Annotated in this window: 8 protein-coding genes and 1 pseudogene; 3 read left to right on the forward strand and 6 right to left on the reverse strand. The window is 60.3% G+C overall.

The window, feature by feature from the left end; translation table 11 throughout:
- Window positions 1-465: 465 nt before the first annotated feature.
- Entirely contained in the window at window positions 466-750 is a 285-nt protein-coding gene (locus IPJ12_13685; protein ID MBK7648174.1) for a hypothetical protein, read from the reverse strand.
- Between the two features lie 520 nt (window positions 751-1,270).
- On the opposite strand from IPJ12_13685, the gene IPJ12_13690 reads away from it, so the two are divergent.
- From IPJ12_13690 to IPJ12_13700, 3 genes are read left to right on the forward strand one after another with little or no spacing between them, the layout of a single operon-like run.
- The gene (locus IPJ12_13690; GenBank protein ID MBK7648175.1) at window positions 1,271-8,827 is read left to right on the forward strand and encodes a hypothetical protein; all 7,557 of its coding nucleotides are present in this window, start codon (window positions 1,271-1,273) and stop codon (window positions 8,825-8,827) included.
- Complete coding sequence (locus tag IPJ12_13695; GenBank protein MBK7648176.1) at window positions 8,764-11,466, forward strand: DEAD/DEAH box helicase; 2,703 nt, start codon at window positions 8,764-8,766, stop codon at window positions 11,464-11,466. The genes IPJ12_13690 and IPJ12_13695 overlap by 64 nt, the downstream gene beginning before the upstream one ends.
- A 42-nt stretch (window positions 11,467-11,508) precedes the next feature.
- Window positions 11,509-13,779, forward strand: a complete 2,271-nt coding sequence (locus tag IPJ12_13700) for a hypothetical protein (protein MBK7648177.1) — start codon at window positions 11,509-11,511, stop codon at window positions 13,777-13,779.
- 373 nt (window positions 13,780-14,152) lie between these two features.
- Here IPJ12_13700 and IPJ12_13705 read toward each other — a convergent pair whose 3' ends face one another.
- The 5 genes and pseudogenes from IPJ12_13705 to IPJ12_13725 all read right to left on the reverse strand — a co-directional run bounded on the left by IPJ12_13705 (window position 14,153) and on the right by IPJ12_13725 (window position 19,135).
- Complete coding sequence (locus tag IPJ12_13705) at window positions 14,153-15,178, reverse strand: nucleotidyl transferase AbiEii/AbiGii toxin family protein (GenBank protein MBK7648178.1); 1,026 nt, start codon at window positions 15,176-15,178, stop codon at window positions 14,153-14,155.
- Window positions 15,171-15,768, reverse strand: a pseudogene (locus IPJ12_13710) (type IV toxin-antitoxin system AbiEi family antitoxin domain-containing protein). Before IPJ12_13710 ends, IPJ12_13705 begins: the two are co-directional and overlap by 8 nt.
- Window positions 15,769-16,223: 455 nt before the next feature.
- On the reverse strand, window positions 16,224-17,030 hold the full coding sequence (locus IPJ12_13715; protein ID MBK7648179.1) for a DUF2189 domain-containing protein: 807 nt from the start codon (window positions 17,028-17,030) through the stop codon (window positions 16,224-16,226).
- Window positions 17,031-17,179: 149 nt separating this feature from the next.
- Complete coding sequence (locus IPJ12_13720; GenBank protein MBK7648180.1) at window positions 17,180-18,229, reverse strand: COX15/CtaA family protein; 1,050 nt, start codon at window positions 18,227-18,229, stop codon at window positions 17,180-17,182.
- A gap of 9 nt (window positions 18,230-18,238) precedes the next feature.
- The gene (locus tag IPJ12_13725) at window positions 18,239-19,135 is read right to left on the reverse strand and encodes a protoheme IX farnesyltransferase (GenBank protein ID MBK7648181.1); all 897 of its coding nucleotides are present in this window, start codon (window positions 19,133-19,135) and stop codon (window positions 18,239-18,241) included.
- Window positions 19,136-19,139: the final 4 nt, after the last annotated feature.

Genomic DNA, 19,139 nt, shown 5'->3' on the forward strand with positions numbered 1-19,139 from the left:
CGCGCTCCTGACCGTCGCGGGCGTTGCACTAAAGACGGGGTAACCAGGCCGGCCCAGGTCTTCGCGCCGACCTCACCGGAAGAGCGAATCCCCAAGAGGCAAGCGCAGCGCGCAGGGACCGGCACCTGCTGGGGCTGTCGGGGATCTAAGCCGGACGGCCGCGATTCGGCAGAAGCGCGGGGCAGAGCCCACGAGCGCGGCGGCGGACGCCGAGGCCCCCGGAGAGGCTGACCACCTAGCCCGAAGCGCAGGCTAGTCTAGGGCCCTCGCGCTTATTTGCTGCGCAGTAAATATTCCTATCTGCATATTCGATACAATGCCCATATTTATTGGACAGTAAAAGAGGGCTTTGCGCCACGATGATGCTTGAGTCCCCCCTGACCGAACGGCTGTTGATCGCGCGCTTCGTTGATGCCCTGCGGGAGCTTGGTCTACTGCATCGAGCATGCACCGGAGGGGCTCGATTCAGTCGTCGCGGCCTTTGGCCGGGTGCTTGTGGGCAAGCATTCGGCAGTCATACGGGACGGACCCGAAGTCCTCAGACGGCGCTTCGCCAATGATGCGGCGACCGAGGGCTACCGCAAGGACGGGCCGGTTTCGGTGGCAAAGTTCGAGCACGGAGAAGGGCTGGATGTCGAACTGCGCGAGGTCCGGGTGCTCAGGCAGCGCCGGGCCAGTGATCTCATCGACCGGCTGCTCGCCGGCATCGGGTACCCGGCCATGTCGAGCGAATGCCCATCCATGCGACAAGCCCCGACTGCGGCTCTATCCGAACTGCTCGCGACCCCGCCCGGGATGGCTTGTGGGACGTCAACGATCACTCGTCGATGGGCCACGGCAGGCTCACCTGGTGAGCTTGCCGGATGTCAGCATTCAATGGTGATTGGACCGTGGTGCGCGCGGTCCTTCACTATGAATGTGACGCGCGAGGGGAGGTAGGCAGATGGCATCGATCAAGGGCGTAATGCTATTTCCCCTGGATGCAGAGAGCTACCGCCACCACGTGGCGCACAACACCTTCCTCGCCATGGTGAATTCTGGAACCAAGACGCCCGACTCCAGGCTGAAAAGCCCTCTGGCATCAACGTCTCGCTGGTCTCCAGACCGACATTGTGCGAACGATTGCCGATGGAATTGGCAGAGGACACGATATGAGTCGGTCGGCACTCAACTTGGATGGCATATCGAACTTGAGCCTTATCGGGCTGTGGCGACTGCCTTGACAGAAGATCTCCATGCGTAGTCGAAACCTTTACGGGAGACGCAAGAAGTGACCGGATTCACCACTGACTACGTCAACCAGATTGCCATCAATCTGCGCGATCGCTACAGGAGCGGTTTCCCAATCCTGAAGGAGCTCGTGCAGAACGCAGACGACGCCGGCGCAAAGTCCCTGGCGTTCGGGTTCCACGCTGGCCATGGCGCGGCAGCCGACCACATGCTGCTCAAGGGGCCGGCTCTTTGGGTGTTGAACGATGGGAGGTTCGAGGCAATCGATCGCCGCGCAATTCGCTCGTTTGGACTGAACGCCAAGGCGGGTGATTCCGGGGCGATCGGGAAGTTCGGTCTCGGCATGAAGAGTGTCTTCCACCTTTGCGAGAGCTTCTTCTACTTGGCAAGCCATGGAGGAGAGCTAAGCCACGACTTTCTGAACCCGTGGCGTGCGGAAGACTATGACTGCTCGGAGATGCACCAGCAGTGGGAGACTGTCACAGACCAAGACTTGGGCTGCCTGGCGGCGGTGGCGCGAGCGCAACCCGAGGCGTCCAGCGGCCGAGATTGGTTCCTGTTGTGGGTTCCACTGCGGCAGCAATCGCATGTTCCCCGATCAGGTGAACGCCCCATGGCTGCAATCATCGAGCGGTATCCCGGTGAGAACCCCGCCGAGGACCTCGACTTTTTCTCGGATCCCCGCACCGATCAGCGCATCGGGGGGCTGTTGCCCCTTCTGCGCAACTTGAAGCAAGTGAGGTTTGCTGGGGCGGACATGCGTGAACCGTTCACGGTGACTCTGGAGTCGCACCCCTCGGATCAACGACTGGATCATGAGACCGACGACGTTCAGATCTCTGGCACTGTCAGGGATGATCGCCCACGCTCTGAACACATGCACTTCCTGGTTCGCCAGCGCGTCCCGGGTGCCGTTCTGCCCTTTGGCGCGCTACGCGCTACCAAGAGCTGGCCGACGTCAATGGTCATCACAAAGGCTGGGACCCGCGAGCCGAGACCCGACAAGGCGGTCGCCGAAGCTGCCGTGATGTTTGCTCATGCGGACAAGCGTGTCGGTCGACTGGACCTGCAGTGGGCCGTCTTCCTTCCGGCCGAGGAGCAGCGATTCAGCTACGAAGCCTGGATACCCGGGTCTTCGCGGGAATATCGAATCGTCCTGCACGGGCAATTCTTCGTCGACGCGGGTCGTCGGGGGATCGCCGACATGGACGCTTTGGACAAGCCTTGCGAGGTCTTGCCAGAAAGCCCCTCGCAGCATGTGGTGCTCAGGCAATGGAACCAGTCATTGGCGCAGCAAGCCGTGCTGCCTGAGTTCCTCCCGGGACTCTCGGAGTACGTCAAATCCGCTGGTCTGAAAGACGACGAGACTGCTGCGCTGACCCGCGCCATCGTGGAGTGCGCTGCGGCGGGCGATGCGGGGTCGCGCGTCGCGTTTTACCCGACGTTTCAGCAATTCATCTGCAAGCGCTTTGCCTGGATTCGACGGCTGTCGAAGTCAGGGTCGCGTTGGGAGCTCGTCGAGCCGGCCATTCAACCGGTGTTGTCCTTGCCAGCTCCACCGTTACACGATGCCGAGAGACCGTGGCGAGCTCTTCCTGGCCTGGCAGCTTTGAACGGGTATGCGTTTGCTGATGCAGCGGCCCCCTGTCTTGCGATCGGCCACGCCACTTGGGAGACGGGTCTTCTGCTTCGTGCCCTGAAGGGCATCGATGCGCAGATCCTGAAGAGCGGGACGGACCTCGAATATCTCGCCAACTTCCTGGAGATGGAGGCTGCGCGGTACGTCCGTACAGGCGACATCCAGGATGCACTGGTCGCCCTCTTGCGAACGTGTCTGCAGGCAGTACGTTTGGTCGATGTCCGCCAACACAGGAAGATTTTCAAGCGCATTGTTCAACTGTTGTCGCCCGACCGGATATTCGCATTCGGTCCGCAGGATCATGCGGCCAAAGGGGCAATACCTGAGGCGCTCTATCGAACGCTTTTGAACGCTTCGACCCGAGCGCTTCCGGTACCTGGCGATCTCGGTCCGGACGGCGTGACCGCGATCACGAGCGATGCAGACCTCGGTGCCTGGCTGGATGCCATGATGCGGCACGACTTGAGCGAATCGCACTCAGGCGGCGTCACCAAGACTCAACTTCTTGATGCTTCAGAACGCGTCATTCGAGCAGCTGGCGACGAGGCCAGGCAGATATCGCTACTGCGCCAATGCAGCCGCCTCAAGGTGCTTCGTGCCTACAAAGGCGCGGATGGCGACATCGAGGGCGTATCTCTGGCGGAATTGACCGAGTCCCATGGTCGCGGCTGGCTCTTCAAGGTTTCCGATCCCAATCGGCCTTTGGGATTCGTCCAGAAACTGGCTCGCGCCCTCCCCGAGATCCGAGTGTTCGTGGTTCGCTCGACCGTCGCGTCGTATGTGGATGGGGTGAGAGGGGATGGCCTCGGCAGGATACCCAGTTCGGAAGACGCCGAGGCGCTGTTGCGCTCAGCGGGTGCACAGGCGACGCCGCCGCTGCTTGGCGACAACTCGCAGCGCGCCGACCTCCTCACGCTGGTGGCAACCGCAAAACTCGAGGATCCAATCGTCATCCGTGGCGTTCGATACCTGCTGCACGGATCGGCGGATCACTATCTTGGGAGCGATGTGCTCTGGAAGGATCCGGTCGGGCAGAAGTCGCCCTGGGTCAGGCTATGGCGAATGGTCGATGAGGCGCCGTGGCGTGTGCTGACCGACAGCCTGTGCAGTTCCATACCGGACAAGTGCGCACAGCCACTCAACGTCAAGGCTGTCGATGAGACCTCCGTGCTCAATCGACTTCGCGTGTGCAACGACTTCAGCCGGGTCGACGCGACTGAATTCACTTCCGAGGAGATCGATCTGCTGCTCGGCAGGGTTGTGGAGGAACACGCTTGGATGCGCCTGCCACTTCACAGGGACTTCAGTGGTGACCGCGGTGCGGTGCAGGGTGAATGTTTCTTGGGTCGAGATCCTGAACTCCCTGAAGGCCTGACTGTTGGCGTTCGGTTCATCGAACCATCCATCGATTCTGACCATTTGCGGCAGCAGAACCGATTCCTGCGGTCCTGGGGCGCAACGACCGCCGCGTCGGTCGTCTTGAAAGCAGCGAGCCCCGTTCAGCATTGGCGGTACCTGATGGACCTGTTGGGCGCGCATCGGACTCTTGCTGAGCGACTGCCGCAGGCCTGGATTGAAGCGGAATGGTTGCCGCTTGAGACCGGTGACGCAATTGCGTTGAACAGTCTCATCCGCATAAGCAATCTCGACGCTGAAATCAGAGACCTCGCACGCCGATGTGACTATGCATACGCCGGTCCGGACGACTTGTTCCCCGAACTCCGGGCTCACCCCGCCTTCCCGGCACTTCTGGCTCAAGTCAGCAGTGGGGAAGAAGCGTTACCGGTTCTGGGGCAGTTGATGTCCGAGGCCGGCCTCTCGATTGGTCGGGCAGCACGTTCCGGCTATCGCGATTTGCAGCAATACATGTCCACTTTGGTCTCCATCGACCTTCTGCCGGCATGGGGAATTCTTGAGCGGGTGACGGTCGCAACCTCGATCGATGCGGTCGAGAAGCATCTGGTGCCCGAGGTTGCCAAACAGCTATCTGCAGACATCTGCCGGAGGACGCTGACCCAGATTCCCGAGCTGGGACTGAGTGCGCCCGTGCGCGAGGTCTTCGGTATTTACTTGCGTGAATGGCGTGCCAGCGCTCCGGACTCGGAACTCCGCAAGGCGCTTTCGGAACTCCGGCTGCTGAGCAAGGCCGGAACATGGGTGCACGCCGCCGAACTCGTGGCTGGCGTGCATGGCGTGATGCCTGAGCTTGTCGTGAGCGACGGGCAGTTCGAATCCTTGGGCGGAATCGCTGTTGATAATCGTTCGACGCCAACGCTTGAGCCGGCTGACGTGCCGGCCGAAGAGGGCGGCGCTGCGCAGGAGCAACTACTGCAGTCGCTTGAGGAGTACTTCGAGCCTTTGGTGTCCAGCAGCGTCAAGCCTGCTGCGGGTGCCGTTATCGGTCTCTTCGGAGAACGAGTTGCCTCTCTCGCGAAGAGTTGGCTCGACCCCATTGCATACGAGGACTATCTCGCCAAACTTGGTTGGCGAGATCCAGGCCACGAGGACGGCTTTGACCGGCGGGTGAAGTGGATGGGCAACAAGACCCTGGCCCAAGCGCTCAGGACGCTGACGATCCGTCTCGCCGTTTTGAGCGGCAACCATGTGAGCGCGAAGTCGTTGACTGGGGCCGCAGTGCAGGTTCGGATTGCACCGGTCGATGAGCTCCAGACCTTGTTCGTCATGACGGACCGCTGGCAGGGGGTCACCTGTCGGGTGCATATGCGCCCAGCGACCGTGCTCCTGGACAAGGAGCCCCAGCAGCAGCGCGACATCCTGATGCGGACGGGGGAATCGCTTCTCAAGGATCTCTATAACCAGCAGCACGCCAACCTGTCCGAGCTGTTTGCCCTTGCCGACGAGGCGGATCAGGTCACGCTGGACGTGGCTCGAAGCCTGATCCTGGAAGGGCTTCCGCAGTCCTTGCGTTCATTGCCCGGTATCGGAAAGAACAAGAAGTTGGCGCAGGCGCTGGCGAGCCTGGACGCAGCGAGACGCGGTGCCGCCAGCGCCAAGCGGGCGGGCCGTAGCAGTGCTGGCGCAGCAGCAAATCTTGAAAAAGCGCTCGCGGACCTTGCCGCGCTGGTCGAATCTGACGAAGAAGTACAGGGCGCTGTACTGGCTGGCATCAAGGCTCGGGTCACGCACAACCAGTACGAGGTGGCCAGCATCCCGTTCGAGGTTTTTCAAAACGCCGATGATGCCGTCATCGAGATGCAGTGTCTGCAGAAGGCCGACGGACGCCTGGAGTTCGACGCGGAGGCCATCGGCCGCTTCGTCATGCAGTCGTCCGACCAAACGATCCGCTTCGCCCACTGGGGTCGCCCAATCAACTACGCTGGTCGTTTGGCCAGCTACAAGGCGGAGTTCGCGAACGACCTCGAACGCATGCTGATGTTGGGTGCGTCGGCGAAGGACGAAGACGAGGGAGTCACCGGCAAGTTCGGACTTGGATTCAAGAGCGTGTTGCTCGCATCGAGCACGCCTCGCATCTGGAGCGGTGACCTATGCTTTGACGTGGTGGCGGGATGCCTTCCCCGCAAGTGGAAGGCGAGTTCGGCAACGAAACAGTTCCAGCAAGCGGTGCAGACACCCAGCCAGCGCGCACTGCGTGGAACGCTCATCGAATTGCCACTCGATTCGCGGGGTGCTGCCGCTGAGGTGACGGAGCGGTTCGCGGCCCTGGCTGGACTTCTGCCAGTCTTCGCACGGAAGCTTCGTTGCGTAGTAGTCGGTGAGGAGCCTCACACCTGGCAACCCCGGATCCTTCGGCTGGGCAGTGGCAGGCAGATCGAGACCGGATCAGTGGCGCTTCCCGTCGAGGGCGGGCGGATCCACTCGGGAATCCTGGTGTTCAGAGCCGCTTCTGGGAGTGTCGTTCTCCGGATTGGAGCAGGCGGTATCGAGGAATTCGACCGCAAAGCGCAACCTGCTGTACCAGGCTCCTGGGTGACAGCGCCGACCCGCGGAACGCCCGCCCGCGGCGTTCTGTTGAACGCGCCCTTTCAGATCGACACGGGTCGCGCAACGCTGGCTCTTGGAAAGTCAGCCACCCAGATCAACATGACCCTGACGCTGACACTCGCGAACGAAGTCTCACCGGTCCTGATTGACTTGCAAACCGAGTCGAAGTCGAACTGGCCTGTACTGGCGGCCGCGTTGGGCTGTTCGAAGTCGGTTTCGCCGGCCGGTTTTTGGTACGGTCTATGGGAGAAGCTCCTCGGCGAGCCTCCTGAGCAGGATTCTGCGATGGACGTGCGCCTTCTCGACACATTCGCCTGCAGCGTTGTCCGCACTGTCGTTGAGCGGACTGGTCGGATTCCAAACGGACTGAAAGGGGACGGTGCAGCCTTGGCCGAGGTCGAGAGTCTCTGCTTGTCGGTCAATCTGGGCTACTTGGCGAACGTCGTCCCCGCTCTGCTCCGGTGGGAACTGTTCGTCGACAAGTACCCCGTTGAAGGATGGTGTGCCGACCAAGTTCGCGGATGGCTGCAGCGCTCCGGTTTGGCAGAGGACGAGAGCATTCCGTCGCTCGGCTTGGCTCAGGTCGTGGGGACTTTCGATTGCGGTCACTTGCCACCGACTGAAGTGGCCAACCTAGCCGAGATCCTCCGTGTCTGGCCAAGCAATCTGGGCGAGCCCTACAGGTGGCGCGCCGAAATGGCCTCGCTATCACTGCGCTCCCGTGCCGGCACCTGGGTTCCCGCAAAGGCTTTGATTCGAGGACATGGGCCAGAAGACCAACTCCTGAGCAGATTCGCGCCGGACAAGGCGGTTCTACACCTCGACTACGCCGCTGATTCCCCGGCGTTTCGTATCGTCGAGCAATACCTGCCCGTCTGGAGCGATGACTCATCCATGCTTGCGGGCTGGTGTATGACGGCCACCGGCGATGACCCCCAGGGCGCTGCCGCCACATGGCTGGCGCGCAATATCTACGGCCCCATCATCGAACTGATTCGAGCGCGGCATCACCTGGGCGGATGGCTGTTCGAGTTGACGGAGGATTCATCTGCCTTGAGTGGGCTGTCGACAGAAGAAAAGCGACTACTGCTGACCAAGCTCGGGCTGGCGGCGAACGACCAAGAAGACTTTCCTGACCTATCGTCGAGTCTCGACCTGGCCTCGATTCATGGCTGGTGGTCTGAGAACGGTACGAAGTGGCTGGCCGAGTTCGACCGCAAATTCTGGCCAGCGAGCGTCGATCGAAATGCCCTCAGAGAAGAAGAGCCTCACGATAGAACTGCTTGGATGACGCTTTTTAGCATGGGTCTGTTCCGCCGATACGGTCGCGTCACGGACCAGCAGCATCGTGGTTTCCTCGATTTTCTGGGTAGCAAAGGCTGGTGGCAGACGATCTGCGAGGTGCATCCCGACGTCGGCGCAGAGGCCTGGATGGACATCCTACGGGCCTACGGTGAGGGGCAGCAGACTGACACGCTTTTCGAGCTGTGGATGGACAGCTTTCCGAGGCTGTATCGGATTGCTCGATGGCTCGACACCTACGTTCACCTGTTTCAGACGCTGGATCGCCGCGACTCGAAACTGGCCAAATTTCTGCTGTCGCCAGCGTCGGACCCCAGTCTCAGTGGCTCCGGCATTGAGGCGCCAACCTTGAGCGGCATGCTTAGGCTGGGCCAGCACCTGGTCATTCGGGAGTTGCTTCGTCTTGAGGTCCTGTCCTCGGATGTTGCGCGCGAACTTGCCTTTGCTCCAACAAGTGCGGTGCTCGAGCTGATGGCTCGACTTGGGCACACCGATCTCCGGTCCAGCAGCGACATCTACAGTGTCCTGGTGTCAGAGCTAGGCGAGGAGGAGGCGTGCTTTTCGGGAGCCTATGACATTCCGCTTCAACTCGTTGCGACCAACGAGGCGGCGCGCCGCGAAGCTGAGCGATGGGCAGAGCACGGATCGTTCGTGGAATCCGACGAAGCCGCAGAACAGGAGGAGCAACTGTGACGACCAATGGCACGACCTATCAGGCAAATGCCTTGGTGCTTCACGCACGGCACGGACAAGGCACCGTGCTACTCACGGACCGAGACACGACCGTCGTCCGATTTGCTCACGGCATCGAGCAGGTCTTCACCAAAGAATTGACCCCGGTCGCCTCAGTATCCGAGGCGCTGAGAAAAGGGCAACTAGCACCCTCGCTTGAAGTGGCCGCGCGGGTCCAGGCCGAGGTGATCACATCTGTGAATGCGGCTTGGGGCGTGTTTACGAGGTCGCGCATTTCGCTACTCCCACATCAGCTATGGGTTTGCCATCGTGCGCTGCGTTCTTGGCCGATGCGTCTGCTGATCGCTGACGACGTCGGCATGGGAAAGACGATCGAAGCCGGCCTGCTGCTTTGGCCCTTGCTTGCAAGCAGAAAGGTACAGCGGGTGTTGATTTTTTGCCCGGCCAAGCTGGTCGGTCAATGGCAGATGCGACTGAAGCGGATGTTCGACATCCGGGCAGCCACGTATCACACGGATCTGGACACGGATCGAACCGACTTCTGGGGCATTCACCAGATCGTTGTCGCCTCGTTGCCAACCCTGCGCGCGGACCGCAATGGACGCCATGACCGCCTGCTCGATGCGCCGGTCTGGGACATAGTGGTCATCGACGAGGCTCATCACCTCAACGCTGATGAGGAAACCGGAAAGACCCTCGGCTTCGAGCTGGTTGAAAAGCTGAACAAGGCTGGCAAGGTCACCTCCTGCGTGCTCTTTACGGGCACGCCACATCGAGGGAAGAACTTTGGGTTCTGGTCGCTGATGAGTCTGCTCGATGCCGAGGTGTTCGGTCCCAAGACGAACGAAGGCGGCATGCTTCAGGCCCTTCCAAGATTCCTGATCCGGAACGCCAAACAGAAGGCAACTGACATGAAGGGCCAGCGGCTGTTCAAGCCAGTGGTCCAGTACCCCGAGACATTCACGTACTCGCCGCCCGAAGAGACCTTCTATGAACTGATGTCCGAGTTCATCCTGGCGGGCAAGGCATACGCGACGTCGCTCAGTCGAACTGAGGGCGGGCAAGTGATGCTTGTCCTGATTGCGCTTCAGAAACTCGCATCGAGTTCCATTGCGGCAGTTGTCGCCGCGCTTCAGACGCGGATCAAGCGTCTCGGGGCGGAGGCTGCCAAGTCCAAGTCCGAGCTTGCATCCATTGATGAAGGTGAGGGAGACGAGGCCCAGAAGGCCTTGCAGCGCTGGCTACGTGATGAAAAGCAGGCTCGTCTTCGCTTGATGGAGGATGAGGGGCGATACCTTGTCGACCTCATTGCCGCGGCGGGTCAGGTGACGTCGGAGACACGAATCGTCCGAATCATCGAGGTCATCAAACAACGGTTTGCCAACGAGCCCGTGCTGCTGTTTACCGAGTACAAGCGGACCCAGGCGCTCGTCATCAGTGCCTTGATGGCGGAGTTTGGCCAAGGGGCGGTGGGATTCATGAATGGGGACGACCGGCTGGAAGGCATCAGGCTGTCAGACGGTCGACTGACTCAGCTGGCGGGACGCCGTGAGGACATGTGCGATGCCTTCAATGCTGGGCGCATTCGATTCCTGGTGTCGACGGAGGCTGGTGGCGAAGGCATCGACTTGCAAGAGCGATGCAGTGCTTTGATCCACGTCGACTTGCCCTGGAACCCCATGCGACTGCACCAACGCGTCGGTCGCCTCAACCGCTACGGGCAGCAACGTCCAGTCGAAGTGGTGTCGCTCAGGAACCCGGACACGGTCGAAGCGATGATCTGGCAGAAGCTTGAGCAAAAGCTCAATAGCATCATGCGTGCGCTCGGATCCGCGATGGACGAGCCTGAGGACCTGATGCAGCTCGTCTTGGGCATGAGTGGTGAGAGCCTGTTCGACGACCTCTTCTCCGGCGCGATCAGCGTGAAGCGTGAGAAGCTCGACGCTTGGTTCGACAACACGACTGGAACGCTGGGCGGTGAGTCGGCGATACAGACGGTTCGCGACCTCATCGGTCATGCGGAGAGCTTCGATCTATCGGATCTGAAGGACGTCCCGCCAGTCGATCTGCCGGACCTCATGCCATTCTTCCAGAATGTTTTAGCCCTGAACCGCCGCCGGCCGAAGGTGGAGGGCACCTCGCTGTCCTTCAGGACGCCAGAAGATTGGCTCACCAGCCACGCCATTCGCAAGTCCTATGACAACTTGGTCTTCGATCGGAAGGCACCGGTTCAGGCGGACTTGATGGGCATAGGACATCCGCTGCTTGAGAAGGCGCTGCATCAGGCCGAGCGTTTGGCTGGAACAGTTTGTGCCGTCGATGGCCTCGACGATCCGATGATGGTGGTTGACGTCTCGAGCAGAGTGACCGATGTGGCAACACAGTCGCGGCGAGCCATTGTCGGGATCACAGGCGCCATCGGCAGCTTCAGGCTGCTTCGCGACTGGGAGGTGCTTCGCACTTTGAACCGCTGCAACCTCAAATCGGAGCCCACGGATGGCACGTTTGACACCGAAGCCCTCACGGGTTGGCGAAGCTCGGCAATGTCTGCGCTCAACGACTTGCTGGATACCGTGGATCTCCAGTTCGGATCCAGGGTCGTGAAGGAGTCTGCCTTGGTCTGGCCCACCGCTAAATGAATCGACTTTCGGTTTAGAAGCCAGATTGGCTCGCATCCACATATGCTCAATTGCGCTACAAACTACCACGACGACCTGTTTAGCCGCTTAATCGGTGGTGGTGTCCCGCTGCCGGTCGCCGTCGAGCGAGTCGCGGGCGCCTACCTAGACGGAAAGCCGCTGCAGGTCGGTAAGAGGAAGCTCACGAAGAAGGAGCGCGACAGCCTCTTCTGGTCCAGTAACGTGGTGAAGGAATGCCTGCCGGACTCGTGGAACGCGGAGGCCATGGTGCTCGCCCTGGCGCGATACCTAGGCCAGGAGTCTGTCGCTGCTGAAGGATTGGTCACTCGCGTGGCTCGCGAAGCGCCTGACGCGTTGACTCGCGCGGTCAGGTACTCCGCGCTGGTTCTGAAATCACACTCCCCGCGACGAGCTGAACTGGACCGCGCCGCGTCCGAAAGCGAGGCCGTGGCCAAGCTGTGCCGCGTGCTCGACCTGTTTGTGCTGGCGCATCGGGAACGGATCGCGGCCGTGGAAGTGCAGAAGGCGCGGCTGGCGGGGTTGTCGGTCTTCGACCTCCTGATCTATGCGAGCCTCTATGCCTTCGAGGTTCTGGTTCCAAGGGACTTCGAAGCAAAGGCACCTATACCTCCCGCAGGCGCTGATCTCCAACTCGCATGGGATGCTCTCAACGATCTGCTTGCGTGGAAGCTCGCCGGCGCCAGCATCTCGTCTCTGAAGCTGGCTGACGACAGCATTGGGAAGTCGGTCGCACGGCATCTTCGCCCGATCCTGTTCGAATCCGGTACGACGAACGCCAGGGAGGCCGTTCGGAGTCTGCGCGCCCTTCACGCGCTGATGGACGCACAGATCGAGTTGAACGAGTTCATCTCCAGGTCGGCCGAAGCCTTCTGCTACGACGAAGGCATTCGGTTCGAGCGGCGAGGCGATCGGCTCGAGATCGTCGAGACGGATCCGGCCGCGCGGGCTGCGTGGCAAGACGACGGGCGGAAGCTTGAACGTCTGCATAGCTACTGGTTCCATCGTGCGATCGAAGCGTTCGTCGAGCACGTCGCATCCGATCCGGCCAGGTGGGAGATCGGTCGTCCGGAGAATGCGGACGCCAATCGTTTGGCCTGGTTGCGAGCGCTGCAAGCGCAGCTTCGCTTGCGTGAGGCGTACGGTGTTACCGACGAAGTGACTTCCGAGTCTGGAGACACCGTCGATCTCTTCCGGGCGCTGCTGTCGCTGGACTTGATGTCGGCCTTCTTCCAGCGGGACTTCCTGGCAGCCTTTGCGGATCGCCTTGATGCATCGGGCGACTGGGTCGCAGCGCTGCAGCGTCTGACCATGGACGGCCTGCGCGAAGGGCTTCAGAACCGGCTGCCGCTCACTTGGTCAGATCGGGACTCGAAGGTGACCAACATTACTGGGTGGACCATCACGGCATCTGAGCCAAGAGGCAACCCAAGAATGGCATCCGCGATCCTGGACTTCTGGACCTACGACATGGTCGCGATGGCAGAACGCCTCCAGCGCAAGGAGCCTGGTCTTCAGCCCCATCTGTTCGAGCGACCGGTTCTCAAGTTCGGAGCTACGCTGGTTCAGTTGCCATGGATCGTTGGCCTGCAGAACAACAGTTCGGCTGCGATCAACAATCTGAGGCGACTCGGCGCACGACGAGGGCAAGCTCGGGACGAGGCGCAACGGATTGAGTCAGGCCTGGCACAGCTATTCGAGACGCGTGGATTCAAGACGCTGCTCAACTGGAAGCCACCGCGCGACGTGGACGACCCTGGCGAGGTAGACCTGATCGTCACCCTCGGCCAACATCTGTTCATCATCGAGGTGAAGTCGACGTTCTTGCGACGCTCTCAGCGGGAGGCATGGCTGCACGCCACCAGCACGCTTCGCAAGGCAGGCCATCAGCTTCGCCGCAAGGTCGAAGCGGTGTCGCGGGCAATCGCCTCGAATCCCGAGCTACGCGCCTTGCTCGACTTGAACGAGGATAGTGTCCCAACTCGCCATCACGGTTGGATCGCCGACACATCCATCGAATGCGACCACCAGCGCTTCTCTGGCTTCCTGAAGGTCTCAGTCGAAGAGTTGTTGATCGTGCTTCGCGATGATCGTCACCTCTTGAACGACCCCGAAGGTTTGCTCGCCGGGAACTACAGGGCGGACCAGTCCCTTGAAGCCGATACGAGCAACTCTGCCTGGACTTTGTATCCTGACGGGTTCAGTGCAGAGCGATTCATTGAGGTGATCGAGACGGAGGCTGTTTGGGATCTACGCGATCGAACTCACCGTTGGCCAAGTCCGTTCGCATCGTGACGGTAAAAAATGAGTGAAAAAGTGAAGTGAGACAATAACCTATGGCGCTTGATGGCGGGGCCGCGGTTTGGACGTGCGTCGATGGTGTTGATAAGCCGTCATTGGAGTCGATAGACCTCGATAGATCTCGAAAGATCGCTTTCGGCCGAATCGCCCGCAAACCCGCGCCAATGCTGGTGTCTAACACCTTGACGGTAAAAATGACGGTAAAAATCGATAACGCAACCACGGGTAGGGGGCTGGATACAACGTGTCGCCAAAGTCGCTGCACTTGGGCGCCATGTCCGAACTGCATCGACAAGTTTCGGACACCACGGGAGTTTTCGATGGGCAGGCGCGACACGCATATGGGCTCCCCGTTGGTTGTGTGGTGTCATGGCTTGGCTGCCTGATTCACCCGTTCTTGAATGTCGCTGCAGACCTGCATGAGTTGATCGAAAGCGAGCGCTTCGCCGAGCATCATGCCGTCGCCAATCATGGCCGCATAGTCTTCTTGTAATGCATCGCGCGCCGCGCCTTCAGGAACAATGCGCAGATTGCCGGTCACCGCCGATTTGTAGTTGATGACGAAGCCATCGACATTCTTCTCAAGAAAGAAGAATGCCTTGTGTTCGGCGACCGCCGCCGCTACAGCGCAGTCGGTGATGACCTCATCGCCGTGTCGGCTGTGCGCAATGGCCGCCAGGTCATGCCAATGACGCGCGTACCGTTCGCCGCGTATCCGTCCCTGCGCACAGTAGACGTGCGCAGCAGTTGCCTTTTCCCAGAAGGTGCGCGCCACGCTCATGACTAGGGGTCTAGCAGTCGGGAACGAAACATCCTCGACATGTCCCTCCATGTCGCAGGCAACGGGCAACGCCTGATGCGGCTCACCGGTAGCGCGGGCACCGAATTCCAGCGTCACGACCGTTCGAACATAGCCGCTGCCGGGCTTGAGCGTGGGGTAGTGCAGCAGCAGTTTGTCGTTGTCCTCGCCACCCATTTCCAGCCGTGCGTGCAATTGGTCTCGCGCGAGCGCGGCTTCGATGATGGGGCGCACCTTCGTGGCGATCCACTCGGGCAAGCGCTCCCGCACGGTGCGCGTCCATTTGCTCGCCTGGCTCCGGCTCGATGGCAGAAAGCCATCGCCGCCGATCAGGTCCGGAATGAGCTTGCGGATGTCGTACGTGAGGTCGATGTCCTCGGAGAAGCGGTCGATGACCTTGTATGCCTTGGACAGGGAGGTTCCGCCCTTGAAGGTCAGGTCGTCGGCGAGCGCCGAGTCGAAGAGGGCGCCCAGCGCCCAGACGACCCACACGTCCTTTTCGAGGAGAAGCGTCGGCCGCTGCGTCTTCTCGCGGACGATCTCCAGCACCTCGCGCTGGTCGTCTTGGCTGAGCCGCAGGAAGGCATCAGCCATGCGCTGCTTCCTCGCCAATCGCTCGCGCCATCCACGACGGCAGCGCCGCCCGCGAGGATTCCAGGATCTGCCATTCTGCCGGCGGAAGAGATTGGTGCAGGGTTGCCAGTGACTTGCTGGCATGCGTCGGTCCCAGCCAAGCCAGGGCGCGTACTGCGGCGCCGGCGGGTCCTGTGCCCAAAGCCAGCATCCAGCGGGGCACGTGCTTCACCACGATCTCGGAGCGGCCGAGCTTGAGTGTTCGGGTTCGCCCAGAGGTCAGGTAGACCTCGCGGACGGGCACTTGCTGGGTCAGGCCCAGGGTATTCGCTGCGATGGCGCCGTGCGAAGACGATCACTTCACCGCTCTGGGCGGCCAGCGCTTCGACCACTTTCTCCGGCGCTGGTGCGCGCGTGCCGAAGCGGCTGGAGACTGGCGCGGCATACGCGCCACGCGCGACCCGCAGCAGCTTGCCCTCTTTGGTGAGCCTTGAGAGCGCCTGATCGATCGCGGCCCGTGTGCCCATGTGCAGAAACTCTTTGGGCGACACCAGACCTCCCTCGGGCAGGGATCGAGCGTGGATCAGGATGGCTTCAGGTAGCGTGTTCATGGGCACCTCTGTGTCAGAATAATACATAAGTTTCTGACATCCTGCACGGTCTCTCGCTCGTCGCCATGAGCGGCAACTCTCCTATATAATCAAAATTATCAAGGTGTTCGACGCGTTCCGGGGCTCCAACCAACCCTGCAGCCCCTCGGCCCTGATCGCATTGATGACTGGCCTCTGATGGCTAGAGCAACCACCTCACAAGAGCGTTCGTTCTCTGACGGTAGATATGACGGTAGACGCTCTTATGGGCAAACACAAAGCTAGGTTTTATGCGGGTTTCCGGCCATCGGAAATAATCGAGTGGGAATGATCGAGGCTTGGAAACGATCTAAAACATAAATTGGCCATGAGCGAAAATGCCCTGAAATTTCAGGGCATTTTCTATTAAACGTGCTCAAACTCCCGGTTTTCGCGCCAATCCGAATAAAAATCCCGTCACCGGAAAGTCTGTTCCTTCATGTTTCATTACTATTCATGTCTGGCGCAGTCGGGGCCGCGAGTTCCCGGTAAGCGTGCCAAGTGGCGTGGCCCAGTATGGGCATGATAATAATCAGGCCGATGAACCTGGTTGCCAGTCCTATGGCAACCAGCACCACGATACAAAGCGCCCATAACAACATTGGCAGCGGATTGCGCGCGCAGGCGCCAATGCTGGTGATAGCTGAACTGATCGCATCTGTGCCCCGGTCCAGCATGAGCGGTACAGCAACGACGCTAATAGCAAAGACGAAAAGGGCAAAAAAACCGCCTACCATAAAATAGACCAATGCGAATTCGGCCTGTTCCAGAGTGACAATAGCGCGCACGACGTCGGCGAAAGTCGGCAAACCGGCAGCATCGAAGAAGAGGGCGAAGATCACCATCGAAGCCCTGGCCCAGACGAGGAATACGACGGCCAGCACAGCAGCCAGCAGGCTGACATTGGCCAGATTGGCACGCCATGCGGTAAAGGTAACTAGCAGGCGGGGTCGTTCACCCAGCTCTATGCGACGACTCAAGTCGTAAAGCCCCATCGCAAGGAACGGGGCCAGTAAAAGGAAGCCGGTGATGAGTCCGGCAAAAAGTGCGTAGGCGTGCGCAAATACGACTTGCATGACCCAGCCGCCGACAGCGAAACAGGCGCCGTAAAAGAGGCTGGCGCCCCTTGCCTTGCGCAGATCGCCCCATCCAGCGCTTAACCAGCGTGCCGGCGCGTCCAAGCCGACGCTACGAATTTTGGGAAACGCTGCGGCGGCTACTGGGCGTTGTGTATTCTCGCTCATCAGAATCTTTCGTTTTTGCTTAAAATGACCAGTTGACCGCAGCATTCCTGCGAAGTTTTCCCGGAAAGTTAGCGGGAACGATTCGGTTTCCTAGTGACACGTGGAAAGCGTACCTTTTTGTAAAAATTCAGTCTCCAGTCCCAAGGAGATTAGCGGCAATATTCGTGATGGCTTGGTGCCTCACAACCGATGATCGTGGCGCCGGGTTTGAGAAGGCTGGTACAGAAAATCTGAACGTTGATCGCCAGCACGACAGTCAACAGGCAGGCGGCGCCAATTGTATGGGCGACGGCGAGGCTTAGCGGCAGAGAGAGCAGCACGTTGGCAATCCCCAGACTGATTTGTATCAGAAGTAGGGCCAACACTGTTCCGCCCCAGATCTGCCATCGGCGTTGGCCGGTCCTGAGCAAGGTCAGCGCCAGCGCGCCGGCAATCAATGTCACTGCTGCTGCGCCGATACGATGCGTCCAGTGAATGGCTGTCAGTGCTTCGATGGGCAGCAACTGGCCGTCTGCCGTCATCCCCAGCTCCCGATGCAGGCTGTAAGCCTGAGCAAAACTCATCGGCGGCTGCCACTGGCCTTGGCACGACGGAAAGTCTGTGCAGGCCAAGGCTGCATAGTTACTGCTGACCCAACCCCCGAGCGCAATCTGGACGATGATGGCCAGCAAGGCACTGGCCGCGACAATGCGCGTGACTCGCCCCAGAGTAACAGCGTGGACTGCCTGGTCTCTGAGTGCCAGACCGATAAGAAGTGAAAGCGTGGTCATGCCGCCGATCAGGTGCAGGGTAACGATCAGCGGTTTGAGTAACAAGGTCACTGTCCACATCCCGAGGGCGGCCTGCACGCCGACCACGCAGAGCAGCAGGGTTGGCAGGGCGGGAGATTGACGCTGGCGAAATTCCTTGCGCCAGGCCAGCAGCCACAAGGACAGGATCAACAAGCCGAGCGTGCCGGCCAGGTAACGGTGGAGCATTTCCTTCCATGCTTTGCCGGTATTGATCGGCCGCTCAGGGAAGGCTATTCGGGCGGCCTGTTGCTCATGTGCCGCATCCGGAACGCCCAGCCAGTGGCCATAGCATCCCGGCCAGTCCGGGCAGCCAAGGCCCGCATCGGACAGGCGGACATAGGCGCCCAAGGCAATGACGGCAAAGGCGAGTAGCGTGGCGACCAGTAGCAGTCGGCGGTAAAAGCGCATGGATGCGGTTCAGAGGACGATCAGTCGGTCGGCAAATAGCGCTGCAAAGAGCAGGGTCAGGTAGAGGATCGAATAGCGGAAGCTGCGGCGGGCCAAGGCGTCGCTGTAGTTTCGGCAGAGCGCGATGGCGTAGCCGAGGAAAACGAGGTCGAGAATGCTGATGGCGATCAGGTAGAAAGTGCTGCTCATACCCAGCGATACCGGAATCAGACTGGCGGCGGCAAGCATCAGCGAGTACCAGAGAATGTGCTGACAGGTGAAAGCAATGCCGTGGGTGACGGGCAGCATCGGCAAGCCTGAGCGCGCATAGTCGTCGCGCCGGTAGCAGGCCAGGGACCAGAAGTGGGGGGGCGTCCACAGGAAGATGATGAGGAATAGCACCAATGGTTCGGCGGATATCTGGCCCGTCATGGCTGTCCAGCCAAGCAAAGGCGGCATTGCGCCGGAGGCACCTCCAATGACGATGTTCATCGGAGTGGCGGGCTTGAGTATCAGGGTATAGATGACGGTATAGCCGACAAAGGTGCCGAGCGTCAGCCACATGGTCAGGTCGTTGATGTATGTATCCAGCAACCACAGGCCACCGGCGCCCAGAATGGTGGCAAGCGTAATTGTTTCAACGGGTGAAATTTCACCACGGGCTGTGGCTCGCCAGCTGGTTCGCGCCATTTTGGCATCGATTGTTCGCTCAACAAGACAGTTGAGCGCAGCAGCGGCGAATGAAACCATGGCAATGCCAAGGGAGGCCACGAGAAAGCGCAGGACAGGCGGGAAATCGGGTGTGGACAGACACATGCCAATCATCGCGGTAAAGACGATCAGGCTGTTGACCCTGGGTTTACAGAGATGGCTAAAGGCGGCTAATCGTTGGCCGATGCTTAGCGGGTGGGCGACAATCGTCTGCATGACA

Source organism: Betaproteobacteria bacterium, from assembly GCA_016709965.1.
GTDB lineage: Bacteria > Pseudomonadota > Gammaproteobacteria > Burkholderiales > Rhodocyclaceae > Azonexus > Azonexus amarohabitans.

Excerpts from the sequence above, each read along its gene's own strand:
- IPJ12_13695 (MBK7648176.1), top strand. The coding sequence starts at position 8,764 with ATGGGCAGAGCACGGATCGTTCGTGGAATCCGACGAAGCCGCAGAACA.
- IPJ12_13700 (MBK7648177.1), top strand. The coding sequence starts at position 11,509 with ATGCTCAATTGCGCTACAAACTACCACGACGACCTGTTTAGCCGCTTA.
- IPJ12_13720 (MBK7648180.1), bottom strand. The coding sequence starts at position 18,229 with ATGCGCTTTTACCGCCGACTGCTACTGGTCGCCACGCTACTCGCCTTT.
- IPJ12_13725 (MBK7648181.1), bottom strand. The coding sequence starts at position 19,135 with ATGCAGACGATTGTCGCCCACCCGCTAAGCATCGGCCAACGATTAGCC.
- IPJ12_13705 (MBK7648178.1), bottom strand. The coding sequence starts at position 15,178 with ATGGCTGATGCCTTCCTGCGGCTCAGCCAAGACGACCAGCGCGAGGTG.
- IPJ12_13715 (MBK7648179.1), bottom strand. The coding sequence starts at position 17,030 with ATGAGCGAGAATACACAACGCCCAGTAGCCGCCGCAGCGTTTCCCAAA.